This window comes from Aeromicrobium sp. WCS2018Hpa-31, assembly GCF_031843905.1.
GTDB lineage: Bacteria > Actinomycetota > Actinomycetes > Propionibacteriales > Nocardioidaceae > Aeromicrobium.
On sequence record NZ_JAVTJF010000002.1, the window covers coordinates 217,997 to 229,406 of the forward strand.

Annotated in this window: 14 protein-coding genes and 1 riboswitch; of the genes, 9 read left to right on the plus strand and 5 right to left on the minus strand. The window is 72.1% G+C overall.

The genetic code is table 11. The annotated features are described in order from the left end of the window. Window positions 1-40: 40 nt before the first annotated feature. Complete coding sequence (locus RQG84_RS03200; protein ID WP_311208828.1) at window positions 41-751, plus strand: GAP family protein; 711 nt, start codon at window positions 41-43, stop codon at window positions 749-751. A gap of 12 nt (window positions 752-763) precedes the next feature. Here RQG84_RS03200 and RQG84_RS03205 read toward each other — a convergent pair whose 3' ends face one another. Together RQG84_RS03205 and RQG84_RS03210 are read right to left on the minus strand one after the other, a co-directional pair. Beyond that, a complete protein-coding gene (locus RQG84_RS03205; protein WP_056556226.1) occupies window positions 764-2,221 on the minus strand; it encodes a trehalose-6-phosphate synthase in 1,458 nt (485 codons plus the stop codon). Window positions 2,222-2,312: 91 nt separating this feature from the next. Then, window positions 2,313-3,374, minus strand: a complete 1,062-nt coding sequence (locus RQG84_RS03210) for a Gfo/Idh/MocA family oxidoreductase (protein ID WP_311208829.1) — start codon at window positions 3,372-3,374, stop codon at window positions 2,313-2,315. 74 nt (window positions 3,375-3,448) lie between these two features. Here RQG84_RS03210 and RQG84_RS03215 point away from each other — a divergent pair, with 74 nt between their 5' ends. The 4 genes from RQG84_RS03215 to RQG84_RS03230 are packed head-to-tail and all read left to right on the plus strand — an operon-like array spanning window position 3,449 to window position 5,640. Beyond that, a complete protein-coding gene (locus RQG84_RS03215) occupies window positions 3,449-3,745 on the plus strand; it encodes a DUF3263 domain-containing protein (RefSeq protein WP_055963545.1) in 297 nt (98 codons plus the stop codon). A gap of 13 nt (window positions 3,746-3,758) precedes the next feature. Further along, entirely contained in the window at window positions 3,759-4,325 is a 567-nt protein-coding gene (locus RQG84_RS03220; RefSeq protein ID WP_311208830.1) for a LytR C-terminal domain-containing protein, read from the plus strand. A 30-nt stretch (window positions 4,326-4,355) separates the two neighbouring features. Next, window positions 4,356-5,171, plus strand: a complete 816-nt coding sequence (gene otsB / locus RQG84_RS03225; RefSeq protein ID WP_311208831.1) for a trehalose-phosphatase — start codon at window positions 4,356-4,358, stop codon at window positions 5,169-5,171. Between the two features lie 10 nt (window positions 5,172-5,181). Next, the gene (locus tag RQG84_RS03230; RefSeq protein WP_311208832.1) at window positions 5,182-5,640 is read left to right on the plus strand and encodes a hypothetical protein; all 459 of its coding nucleotides are present in this window, start codon (window positions 5,182-5,184) and stop codon (window positions 5,638-5,640) included. Window positions 5,641-5,647: 7 nt separating this feature from the next. Here the strand turns inward: RQG84_RS03230 and RQG84_RS03235 are convergent, their stop codons facing one another. Beyond that, complete coding sequence (locus tag RQG84_RS03235) at window positions 5,648-7,120, minus strand: MFS transporter (protein ID WP_311208833.1); 1,473 nt, start codon at window positions 7,118-7,120, stop codon at window positions 5,648-5,650. Between the two features lie 88 nt (window positions 7,121-7,208). Between RQG84_RS03235 and RQG84_RS03240 the strand changes: the two genes are divergently transcribed. Beyond that, the gene (locus RQG84_RS03240) at window positions 7,209-7,793 is read left to right on the plus strand and encodes a TetR/AcrR family transcriptional regulator (protein ID WP_311208834.1); all 585 of its coding nucleotides are present in this window, start codon (window positions 7,209-7,211) and stop codon (window positions 7,791-7,793) included. 51 nt (window positions 7,794-7,844) lie between these two features. Here the strand turns inward: RQG84_RS03240 and RQG84_RS03245 are convergent, their stop codons facing one another. Beyond that, window positions 7,845-8,219, minus strand: a complete 375-nt coding sequence (locus RQG84_RS03245) for a hypothetical protein (RefSeq protein ID WP_311208835.1) — start codon at window positions 8,217-8,219, stop codon at window positions 7,845-7,847. A 217-nt stretch (window positions 8,220-8,436) separates the two neighbouring features. Further along, window positions 8,437-8,562: riboswitch (SAM riboswitch) on the plus strand. A 103-nt stretch (window positions 8,563-8,665) separates the two neighbouring features. On the opposite strand from RQG84_RS03245, the gene thrC reads away from it, so the two are divergent. Together thrC and RQG84_RS03255 are read left to right on the plus strand one after the other, a co-directional pair. After that, window positions 8,666-9,901 carry a threonine synthase gene (gene thrC, locus RQG84_RS03250; RefSeq protein ID WP_055966169.1) on the plus strand — a complete coding sequence of 412 codons (1,236 nt, stop codon included), beginning with the start codon at window positions 8,666-8,668 and terminating at the stop codon, window positions 9,899-9,901. Between the two features lie 48 nt (window positions 9,902-9,949). After that, entirely contained in the window at window positions 9,950-10,225 is a 276-nt protein-coding gene (locus tag RQG84_RS03255; protein ID WP_311208836.1) for a ubiquitin-like small modifier protein 1, read from the plus strand. A 296-nt stretch (window positions 10,226-10,521) separates the two neighbouring features. Here the strand turns inward: RQG84_RS03255 and RQG84_RS03260 are convergent, their stop codons facing one another. Next, entirely contained in the window at window positions 10,522-10,926 is a 405-nt protein-coding gene (locus tag RQG84_RS03260; RefSeq protein WP_311208837.1) for a DUF4870 domain-containing protein, read from the minus strand. A 274-nt stretch (window positions 10,927-11,200) separates the two neighbouring features. Here RQG84_RS03260 and RQG84_RS03265 point away from each other — a divergent pair, with 274 nt between their 5' ends. Continuing rightward, window positions 11,201-11,401, plus strand: coding sequence for a cold shock domain-containing protein (locus RQG84_RS03265; protein WP_311208838.1), 201 nt, complete (start codon window positions 11,201-11,203; stop codon window positions 11,399-11,401). Window positions 11,402-11,410 lie beyond the last annotated feature (9 nt).

The following is an 11,410-nucleotide window of genomic DNA, read 5'->3' on the forward strand; positions in this document are numbered from 1 at the left end:
GGCGTGGGGCGCGCGACGTGGCGCGCGGGAGGGGGAACGCATGACGTGGGCGGAGCTCGCGGGCCTGGCTGGTCTCGCGCTGGTGGACAGCACCAGCTTCGGCACGCTGCTCATCCCGCTCTGGATGCTGCTCGCGCCGCGAGTGCGGCCGGGTCGGGTGCTGCTGTTCCTCGGGACCGTCGTGGTCTTCTACTACGCGGTCGGCGTCCTGCTGCTCCTCGGCATCGACGTCGCCGTGGAGGCGGCGTCCGACGTCGGCGGAGCACTCGCCGACAACCGGCCGCTCACGATCGCCCAGCTCGTGGTGGGCGTGGGGCTGTTCCTCTGGAGCTTCCGCGTCGAGAAGAAGGCCAAGGAGCAGCCCGGACCGAGTCCGCGCGCTCGACGCTGGCGGGCGGCGCTGCAGGGTGACGGCGTCCCCGCGCGGACCACCATAGGCATCGCGCTGGTGGCCACCGTGCTCGAGGTCGCGACGATGCTGCCGTACCTGGCCGCCATGGGCCTGCTCTCGCGTGCCGACGTCGACCGTCCGGTCCAGCTGGTCGTGCTCGTGGGCTACGTGCTCGTCATGGTGCTGCCGGCACTCGTCCTGCTGGTGCTGCGGCTCGCGGCCGCCCGGCTCGTGGAGCCGTGGCTCGAGCGGGTCGACGCCTGGATGTCGGCGCGCACCGGCTCGATGATGAGCTGGGTGATCGGCATCGTCGGCTTCTTCGTGGCGGCCGACGCGCTGCAGCGGCTCACCGGCGGGTAGACCGCCGGACCGTCAGCGCCGACGTGTGCTGGTCTCCGGGTTGCTGCGCGCCGGTCGGGGCGTCTTGTCGTGCGTGCGCCTGACGTTGCGCAGGTCGTCGAGGAAGCTGTTGGCCCAGGTGTCGATGTCGTTCTCGACCACCTGCTTGCGCATGGCCTTCATGCGGCGGTGGCGTTCCTTCTCGGGCGCCTGCATGGCCTCGACCAGGGCCTCCTTGAGGCCGTTGATGTCGTACGGGTTCACCCGGTAGGCGTGGCGCAGCTCGGCCGCCGCGCCGGCGAACTCGCTGAGCACCAGCGCGCCGTCGTCGTCGTAGCGGCAGGCCACGTACTCCTTGGCGACCAGGTTCATGCCGTCGCGCAGCGGCGTGACGACCATGACGTCGGCGGCCCGGTAGAGCGCGGCCATCTCCTCGCGCGGGTACGACGCGTGCAGGTAGGTGATCGGCTGGGCGCCGATGCGGCCGACGTCGCCGTTGATGCGGCCCACGAGCCGGTCGATGTCGTCGCGCAGGATCTTGTACTGGCCCACCCGCTCGCGCGACGGCGTGGCCACCTGCACGAACACCGCGTCCTCGACGTCGACGGACCCCTCGGTGATGAGCTCGCCGAAGGCGCGGAGCCGCTGCCGCAGACCCTTGGTGTAGTCGAGGCGGTCGATGCCGAGCAGCACGCAGCGCGGGTTGCCGAGGCTCTCGCGGATCTCCGCGGCGCGGGCCGCCACCTCAGGACGTCGCGCCATCTCCTCGAAGCCGGCGGAGTCGATGGAGATCGGGTAGGCGCGGGCCGTCACGATCCGGCCGTCGTCGAGGTAGACCGTGTCGCGGTGGGTCTTGTTGCCGACGCGCTGCCGCACGAGCCGCACGAAGTTCTGCGCGGCGCCGGGCAGCTGGAAGCCGACGAGGTCGGCACCGAGCAGGCCCTCGAGGATCGAGCGACGCCACGGCAGCTGCTGGAACAGCTCGTTCGGCGGGAACGGGATGTGCAGGAAGAAGCCGATGCGCAGGTCGGGGCGGAGCTCGCGGAGCATCTGCGGCACGAGCTGCAGCTGGTAGTCCTGCACCCACACCACGGCGTTCCTGCGTGCGACCTTCGCGGCCCGCTTGGCGAAGCGCCGGTTCACCTCGACGTAGGAGTCCCACCACTCGCGGTGGAACTCCGGCGGGGCGACGACGTCGTGGTAGAGCGGCCAGAGCGTGCCGTTGGAGAAGCCCTCGTAGTACTCCTCGTACTCCTGGCTCGTGAGGTGCACCGGGACGAGCGTGATGCCGTCGTGCTCGAAGGTCCGCAGCTTCTCGTCGGGAGCGCCGTGCCACCCGATCCAGGCTCCGCCGTTGCGGCGCATCACGGGCTCGAGAGCGGTCACCAGGCCGCCGGGTGAGGTGCGCCAGGTGGTGCTGCCGTCGGGCTGGACCACCCGGTCCACGGGCAGCCGGTTGGCGATCACCACGAAATCAGCCGTTGCCGCCATGGCTCCACCCTAGGCGAGCGGCGGGACCGCGCCCGTCGACCGCGCCGGTCGGGCCGGGTCGGTCAGCCCCGGCCGGTCAGCACTGCTCCGGTCAGCGATGGGCGTCCGTGCCGATCTGCTCGAGGATCGTGTCCATCAGCTCCTGGATCTGCAAGGTGGCCTCGAGCGGCAGCAGCGCCGACGCTGTCCGGCCGTCCCGCAGGCACGCTGCGACCTCCTCGGCCTCGTGGGCGTACCCGCGTCCGGTGACGGGCACGTCGATCCGCTCGCGCTCGTCGCCGCGCACGAGCGTGAAGGACGTGGGGTGGTGGAAGCGGCCGTCGATCTCGATCCGGCCGTCCGTGCCGGCGATCGAGGCCGTGCTGTCGGACTGCGCGAGCTGCGTCCACGCGATGCTCGAGACGGGCTGGTAGCCATCGGACCCCCGAGCCTCGTGCACCAGCGTGGCTCCTCCTGCCACGTCGAATCCGCGCGCGTGCAGCGCGCCGGCGGCGGTGACGGTGTGCGGGTGGCCGAGCACCAGGTGGGCGAAGGTGAGCGGGTAGATGCCGATGTCCAGCAGTGCGCTGGCCCCGAGCTCGGGGTCCCACAGGCGCGCGACGTCCGGGCTGGCCGCGAACCCGAGGGCTGCCCTGAGCTCGCCGACCTCCCCGATCGCGCCGGAGTCCACGAGTCGCTTCACCTCGCGGATGACGGGGTTCGTGCGCATCCACATGGCCTCGGCCAGGAACAGGCCCGTCTCACGTGCGCGGGCGACGAGCTCGCGCCCGCTCGCCACGTCCAGCGTCATGGCCTTCTCGCACAGCACCGGCTTGCCGGCGTCGAGGCACAGCAGCGCGTCCTCGAGGTGGCGGCTGTGCGGGCTCGCGACGTAGACGACGTCGACGTCGGGGTCGGCCACGAGCTCGTCGTAGCTCCCGTACGCGCGGGCCGTCGGCGTGCCGTGCTCGTCGAGGAAGGCCTGGGCCCGCGTCCGGTCGCGCGAGCCCGCGGCCACCACCTCGTGGTCGGGCAGCAGGGCCAGGTCCCGCGCGAAGCTGCCGGCGATGTGTCCGGTGGCGAGGATGCCCCAGCGCAGCGGCCGGTCGGCGGGGACGGCCGCGGCGGTGTGCTGGTCGGTGCTGGGCTGGATGCTGCTGGGGGACTCGGCCATGCCTCCACGCATACCAGAGCAGCAGTCCGCCGAAGCGAATGACACCACTGTCATTCCTGGGTTAGGGTGACGCCATGAGCGCAGTGGAGCAGTCGAGCCACGACCCGGCACGTCCGGGCAGCACGTTGACCGACCGCGACCTCGACATGCTGTCGATGGAGCGGCTGTGGTGGCAGTTCGCCGGGGCCAAGGAGCAGGCCATCCGCGAGAAGTTCGACATGTCCGCCACGCGGTACTACCAGCTGCTGAACGCCCTCATCGACAGCGACGACGCCCTCGCCTTCGACCCGCTGCTGGTCAAGCGCCTGCGTCGTCTGCGTGCTCAGCGCCAGCGCAGCCGCTCGGCGCGCCGCCTCGGCATCGATCTCTGAGTCGCGGTCGCGGGTGTCCGACCACCGCCGCACGGTGACCCGCCGGGCGCTCGTGCTGCCCACCTGGGCGCTGCTCGCGGTCGGCGGGGTGGTCGTGCTGGCAGGAGCCTGGCTCGCCTGGCTCCTGGTCGCCGGCCCCGGCGACGACGCCCCGGTCGCGTCGGCGAGCTCGAGCCCTGCTGCGACCGAGCCGTCCGCCACGCCCACGCCGGAGCCCACCGAGACGACCGAGCCGGAGCCCAGCGAGACGCCGGAGCCCGAGCCCACCGAGACCAGCGAGCCCGAGCCCACCGAGCCCGCGGTCGACCGGTCGTCGATCCAGGTCTCCGTCCTCAACGCGTCGCGCACCCAGGGCCTGGCCCGCACGGTGGGGCAGCGGGTCACCGCCGAGGGCTGGACCGTCGGCGCGGTGGGCAACTGGCGCGGCTACTCGGCGGCCAACACCGTGCACTACCCGCAGGGCCGCGAGGCGGAGGCGCGGCAGCTGGCCGACGACCTCGGCATCCAGGCCGTGGCCCCGATCGTCAACGGGATGAGCGGCCAGCGGCTCACGATCGTGCTGGTCGGTCCCGTCGCCTGAGCCGCGCTCCGCGGCTGCCATGATGCTCGGGTGCCCGCGGCAGACCACCCCACGCCCGACGTCCCGGCGTCGCTGCTCGTCGACCCCCGGCAGATCCTGCTCGGACTGGACTTCGACGGCACCCTCTCGCACGTCGTCGACGACCCGACCCGGGCCTTCGCGCACCCCGACGCCGTCACGGCCGTCGCCCGTCTGGGCCACGTGCTCGGGCAGGTCGCGATCGTCACCGGCCGTCCGGTCGAGCAGGCGCTGACGCTCAGCGGGTTCCGTGGGCTCGCAGGCCTCGAGCGGCTCGTCATCTGTGGGCAGTACGGCGCGGAGCGGTGGGACGCCGAGGTCGACGTGCTCGAGCGTCCCGACCGTCCGGACTCGGTGGAACGGCTCGCGTCGATGCTCCCCCAGTGGCTCGCCGACCACCACGCAGGTCACGTCCGCATCGAGGACAAGGGCCTGGCGGTCGCGATCCACACGCGGGGCCTCGACGCGGACCTGATCCACGAGCTCGAGGGCCCGCTCCGGGCGCTCGCCGCGGACCTGGACCTCGAGGTCGAGCCGGGCCGCCAGGTGCTCGAGCTGCGCGGTCACGCGATCGACAAGGGGGTCGCGCTGCGCGACCTCGTGGAGACGACCGGCCTGCGGAGGGTCGTCTACGTCGGCGACGACCTGGGCGACCTGCCGGCCTTCGAGGCGGTGGAGAACCTGCGCCGCAGCGGTGGTGACGGCGTCCTGGTGGCGTCGGCGTCGGGCGAGCAGGACGCGCTCGTGAGTCGCTCCGACGTGGTGCTGCCCGGACCCGACGGCGTCGCCGCGTGGCTCACGGCCTGGGCCGACGCCCTCGACGCCTGAGTGCCACGCCGTGAGCATCCCCGGGGAGCGCCTGCCGGCCCACACGCCGTGGACGCGGGTCCGAACGGTTCTGAACTGGGTCAACCTGAGCACCGTGGCCGGCCTCGTGCTCGCGCGGCTGGGCGGCGCCACGGTCGAGCGGAACGGGCGCGGCACCTACCTGGCGGGCGGCTACCGCTGGCGCTTCCCGGTGGCGAGTGCCTTCACGCTCGGCTCCGTGGTCGTGAGCACCCACGACCACGCCTGGCTGCGCGACCGGCCCCGGCTCCTGCAGCACGAGGACCGGCACGTCACCCAGTACGCCTGGCTGGTCGGTCCGGTCATGGTGCCCCTCTACCTGCTCGCAGCAGCCTTCTCCTGGGTGGTCGCGGGCGACCACTCGTCGTACAACCCGTTCGAGCGGCTCGCGGGCCTGGACGACGGCGGCTACCCGCCCGTGACGACGCGACGTCGGCGTCGGCACGGGTGAGCGGCACTCAGTCCAGGCTCCGGGCCGGCCGCCCCGGGACGAACAGCGCGGCGACGAGCGCCACGCCGACCGCGCCCGCGGCGGCGAGCAGCGACGGGCCGATCGCCCCGTCGTAGCCCTGGGGCGAGATGGAGCCCCCGGCGCCCTGGAAGACCGCGACGATGACCGCGATCCCGAGCGCCACGCCGAACTCGCGGACGGTGTTGTTGGCCGAGCTCGCGATCGCGAGGTCGTCGTCGGGCAGTCCGTCGAGCACGGCGGTCGACATGGGGGCGAACGTCAGGCCCATGCCCACGCCGGCCAGGACCAGGGGGACCACCAGGTCGCCGTAGCCCGACCAGCTCTCGACGACCGACGCGAACCACACGAGCGACACGGTCTGCAGGGAGAGCCCCACGACCAGCAGCGACCGGGCGCCCAGGCGGGGGACGAGCGCTCCGGCGATCGGCGCGACCACCATCGGGGCGGCGGTCCAGGGGAGCGTGCGCAGGCCGGCCTCGAGCGGGGAGTAGCCCTGCACGACCTGGAGGTACTGCGACAGCAGGAACACGCTGCCGAACATGCCGAGGCTGAACATGAGGCCGATGACGTTCGCCGCGCTGAACGCCCGGCGGCGGAACAGGCGGAGCGGGAGGACGGCGTCGTCACCCGGGCGGGTGGATCGGTCGAGCCGTGCGGCCCACGTCAGGTACCCGAGCGCGAGGGCCGAGGCGGCCACGAGGGTGCCGACGACGCCCGCGGAGGACCATCCGTCGTCGTTGCCGTGGACGATGCCCCAGACGCCCGCGAAGACCGTGCCGCCGAGCAGGAACGTGCCGACCACGTCGGCGCGCCCGGGCGCGGAGCTGCGCGACTCCGGGGTGGCGAGCAGGAGCAGCGGCACGGCGGCCAGGGCCACGGGCACGTTGATCCAGAAGATGGCCTGCCAGCTGAGTCCCTCGACCACCGCCCCTCCGATCACGGGCCCGACGGCGACACCCAGCCCGGCCACGCCGCTCCAGATGCCGATCGCCGCGGCTCGCGCCGCGGGGGGCACGGCGGCGACGAGGAGGGTCAGCGACAGCGGGACGATCGCCGCGGCACCGACGCCCTGGAGGGCCCGCGCCGCGATGAGGGCCTCGGCCGACCCGCTCAGCGCGGCGGCCACGGACCCGAGCGTGAAGACGCCGATGCCGGCGAGCATCACGCGTCGGCGTCCGAGCCGGTCGCCCACGGCGGCCAGCGCGAGCATGAACGTCGCGAACGGCAGCGTGTAGGCGTTCATGAACCACGACAGCTGGGTGTCGGTGGCGCCCAGGTCGGACTGCACGACCGGCAGGGCGCTCGTCATGACCAGGTTGTCGAGCGTGGCCATGAACATCGGCAACGACGCCGCCGTGAGGGCGAGCGCCGTGCGTCGGCGCGCGGAGGTCGCGGTCGCCGTCGGCGTGCTCGTGGGCGGTGGGGCCGAGGCGGGGGAGTCGAGGGTGTCGGTGGTCATGGGAGTGCTCCTGGGGGGGCGAACATGGAAGGCATCGAATGATTACTTAAAGGTCGACTCTAAGTAATCGAGTGATAACCTGTCAACCATGACGACCCGCATGAGCGCCGACGCCCGCCGCGAGCTCGTGCTCGAGGCCGCCACCCGCGCCTTCGCCCGGACGGGCTACGCCGGCACGAGCACCGACGCGGTGGCCAAGGAGGCCGGTGTCTCGCAGCCCTACGTCGTGCGGATCTTCGGCACGAAGCTCGAGCTGTTCGTGGAGGTCTTCGACCGCGCGACCCGTCGCATCATCGACGCCTTCGAGCACGTCATCGCCACGCAGGTGATCGACCCCGACTCCGAGGAGGGCCTCTCGCCGCTCGGCCAGGCCTACGCCGACCTGGTCCTGCGCGACCGCGACGCCCTGCAGCTCATGGTCCACGGGTTCGCCGCCGCCACCGACCCCGAGATCGGGGCGTTCGCGCGGTCGCGCATGACCGAGATCTTCCAGGTCGTCCGCGGGACCGGGATCGACGACGACCGGGCCCGTGACTTCGTGGCCCACGGCATGCTCATCAACGTGATGCTGGCCATCGGCGCCCCGGAGCACGTGGCGGGCGACCCCGCGCTGCTGGCCCTCACCGACTGCGTGTTCGGCGACGTCGCCGACTCGCTCACCGAGGCCTCGTAGGCCTGCCGCGGGAGCCGGGGTCGGGTCCCGTGCGTCACGCGCGCGCCCGGTTCACCGGGGGCCTGGACCCCCGCGACGCCCCGCTGCCCAGCGCAGGCTGAGCTGCACGTCGGCGAGCCCCTCGAAGCGGGTCTCGACCTCGGCCACGCACACCGCGACGTCGGTGGGGTCGTCGTACTCGTGGCACTCCGCCGTCGACTCCGAGAGCGTCGGCGGGTGCTCGCTGCTGCCGTCCAGCCGGAACGCGCTGAAGCCGTTCTCGGCATCGCCCTCCACGGCCACGATCGTGTGCCCCGGCAGGCGGTGCCGGCTGGACGGCGGGTCGGCGAGGACGGCACTGCTCAGCAGCCCGGCGGTGACGGCGAGCGCGGGCGCAGCCATGAGCGTGGCGGCACGGGTGGGGAGTGAACGGATGGTGAGCGGCATGGTGAAGACCTCCGACATCGGCACCGGTCGGTCCGGTGCGGTCGACGGGACATGGCCCTCGTGGCCGGCGCGACGCCCAGGCACGCCGAAGGCTGTGGACGACCACGGGCGGCGCGCTCGCCTGCGGCTCGATCTGTGGACGCCCGCTCCGTGGACAGTCGCGTCTCGCATCGCGGACCAATTGGACACATGGTGAGACGCCTGCCTACGCTGGACCTGCTCATCCAGAGGGGTACAGGGACACGGCCCGACGACGCCCCAGCAACCAGCTCCACCGTCCACCCAGGACGCCGGAGCCAGGTGCTCATTCCGTCCCGACCAGAGAGGTCGGGAAAGATGACCAGGAGGCTTTCGTGAGCATCACCACCGCCCCGTCCACCACGTCCGCGGCATCCGACGCCGTCCCGTCCGACGTCGACCAGGCCGAGGTCGCCCAGCGCGGCTCGCTGCGCGACGGCGCCTTCGGGTCCGCCACCGGGCTCGTCTGCCGCGAGTGCGGCGCCACGCGACCGCTCGGCCCGCACTACGCGTGCGACGACTGCTTCGGCCCGCTCGAGGTCGACTACGACTTCGGGACGGTCACGCGCGAGCAGATCGAGAGCGGCCCGCGCAACATCTGGCGCTACAAGGCGCTCCTTCCGGTCCCCGACGACATCGAGTCCAGCCCCAACACCGAGCCCGGCTTCACGCGGCTGCTCGAGGCGCGCAACCTCGCCGCCGAGCTGGGCCTGACCAGGCTCTGGGTCAAGGACGACAGCACCAACCCCACCAACTCCTTCAAGGACCGCGTCGTCGCGTGCGCCCTGAGCGCCGCCACCGAGCTGGGCGCGAAGGTCTTCGCGTGCCCGTCGACCGGCAACCTCGCGAACGCCGTGGCCGCCGCCGGGGCGCGCGCCGGCATCCGCACCGTCGTGTTCATCCCGAGCAACCTCGAGACGCCCAAGCAGGTGAACTCGGCCGTCTTCACCGACAACCTCGTCGCCGTCGAGGGCAACTACGACGACGTCAACAAGCTCGCCAGCGAGATCGCCGGCGAGGAGGACGGGTGGGCGTTCGTCAACGTCAACGTCCGACCGTTCTACGCCGAGGGCTCCAAGACGCTGGGCTACGAGATCGCCGAGCAGCTGGGCTGGCGCCTGCCCGACCAGATCGTCATCCCGGTGGCCTCCGGCTCGCAGCTGACCAAGGTGCACAAGGCGTTCAAGGAGCTCATCGACCTCGGCCTCGTCGAGGACAAGCCCTACAAGGTCTTCGGCGCCCAGGCGCAGGGCTGCAACCCGGTGGCCACGGCGTTCGCCGAGGGTCACGACGCGATCCGCCCGGTCAAGCCCGACACGATCGCCAAGTCCCTCGCCATCGGCAACCCCGCCGACGGCATCTACGTGCTCGACATCGCGCGCGCCACCGGCGGCGCCGTCGAGCAGGTCAGCGACGACGAGATCCGCGACGCGATCGTGCTCCTGGCGCGCACCGAGGGCATCTTCACCGAGACCGCCGGCGGCACGACGCTGGCCGTCCTGAAGAAGCTCGTCGAGACCGGTCAGCTCGACCCGGACCTCGAGACGGTGTTCATCAACACCGGCCACGGGCTCAAGACCCTCGACGCCGTCTCGGGCCGCGTCGGCCCGGCCGCGACGATCGCCCCCACGTACGACGCGTTCGTCGCCTCCGGCCTCGCCTGAGCCGACGACCGCTCCCGCCCCTCACCCCTCGATCGACTGGAGACCACCGTGTCCGTGTCCGTCCGCATCCCCACCATCCTGCGCAGCTACACCGGCGACTCCTCCAAGGTCGAGGCCGACGGCGCGACGCTCGCCGAGGTGCTCGACTCGCTCGAGTCGTCCTACGCCGGCATCAAGGCCCGCATCGTCGACGAGGACGGCAAGCTCCGCCGCTTCGTCAACGTGTACGTGGCCGAGGAGGACGTGCGCTTCGCCCAGGGCCTCGAGACCCCCGTCAAGGACGGCGCGCAGATCAGCATCATCCCCGCCGTCGCCGGCGGCTGATCCCTCCGCCTCGTCCTGAGGCTGCGCTGCTGTGGCGCGGTCCCTTCCTGCGGCTGCGTCGCACGGCGGGTCAGAGGTAGGTGACGCACGTGTCGAAGCCGTCGGAGGTAGGTCTCGTACCTTCCGGGCCGCGGACAGGTGCGTCACCCACCTCGACGGCCCGGGCCGATGCGGCGTCGACGCAGCGCACAGGCGCACGGATTCCTCACGCCCGCACGGGGAGCAACCCGTGCAGGCGTGAGGAAGCCGTGCGTGGCGGGAGATTCCCAGGTCGACCTGGGAATCTCCGAGCTGCGTCAGCGGACGAAGCGGGGGGTGAGCGGCGGGTTCCACCACTCGCCGTTGCTGGCGCGGACCGCGCCGACGACGTGCAGCACGACGGCCCAGACGATGACGATCCCGTACGTGACGAAGCCGATGAGCACGAGCATGAGCGGGACCGAGAGCAGCAGCAGGATGCCCGTGGTGATCTGGACGTTGAGGGAGTTGGCCGCCTGGCGGCGGGCGTACTCGCCACGGTCCTTGTAGACGAGGTAGATCACGAGGGACGCCACGAAGCCGAGGGTGCCCGCGCTCAGCACGAGGGCGGCCGCCGGCACGGCGTGCACGACGACGCCGATGCTGCGCTGGGTGTCGTCGGACAGGGGCTCGCCCTGCCCGGTGCCCTGGCCGGGCGCGGGCTCGTGGGGGTAGGCGGTCATGAGAGTCCAGCTCCTCGATCGGGTGTACGTGTGCCTCCACTGAAGCACGCCGACCGAGCGTCCCACCCTGTTCCCGGGGTGCGGCCAGGGTGTGGTCAGGGTCGATCGGGGTCGATCCCGAGGGCCTGCCCGGGGGCTGGGTCGAGGGCCGGGTGGCGCGTTGGGTGACCAGCGGGTGAACCGCGCTCTTCTGCGCCGCGACCGGCGCGTATAGGCTCGGCGTCAGATCGGTCCGGGCAGGTGGTTCGATCGCGTCACCAGGTGGGAGTTCGTCATGGTGCAGGGCACCGTCAAGTGGTTCAACGCCGACAAGGGCTACGGCTTCATCGAGGTCGAGGGCCAGGGTGACGTCTTCGTCCACTGGTCCAAGATCAAGTCCGACGGCTACAAGACGCTCGAGGACGGCCAGGCGGTCGAGCTCGAGGTGGTCGACGGCCCCAAGGGCCGGGAGGCCCAGGAAGTCATCGGGCACTGACCCGGTGAC

Bases quoted from the DNA above. Each gene is read 5' to 3' on its own strand.
- RQG84_RS03210 (WP_311208829.1), bottom strand. From the start codon at position 3,374: ATGGCCGAGTCCCCCAGCAGCATCCAGCCCAGCACCGACCAGCACACC.
- RQG84_RS03245 (WP_311208835.1), bottom strand. From the start codon at position 8,219: ATGCCGCTCACCATCCGTTCACTCCCCACCCGTGCCGCCACGCTCATG.
- RQG84_RS03260 (WP_311208837.1), bottom strand. From the start codon at position 10,926: ATGACCGCCTACCCCCACGAGCCCGCGCCCGGCCAGGGCACCGGGCAG.
- RQG84_RS03205 (WP_056556226.1), bottom strand. From the start codon at position 2,221: ATGGCGGCAACGGCTGATTTCGTGGTGATCGCCAACCGGCTGCCCGTG.
- RQG84_RS03200 (WP_311208828.1), top strand. From the start codon at position 41: ATGACGTGGGCGGAGCTCGCGGGCCTGGCTGGTCTCGCGCTGGTGGAC.
- RQG84_RS03265 (WP_311208838.1), top strand. From the start codon at position 11,201: ATGGTGCAGGGCACCGTCAAGTGGTTCAACGCCGACAAGGGCTACGGC.
- RQG84_RS03240 (WP_311208834.1), top strand. From the start codon at position 7,209: ATGACGACCCGCATGAGCGCCGACGCCCGCCGCGAGCTCGTGCTCGAG.
- RQG84_RS03215 (WP_055963545.1), top strand. From the start codon at position 3,449: ATGAGCGCAGTGGAGCAGTCGAGCCACGACCCGGCACGTCCGGGCAGC.
- RQG84_RS03235 (WP_311208833.1), bottom strand. From the start codon at position 7,120: ATGACCACCGACACCCTCGACTCCCCCGCCTCGGCCCCACCGCCCACG.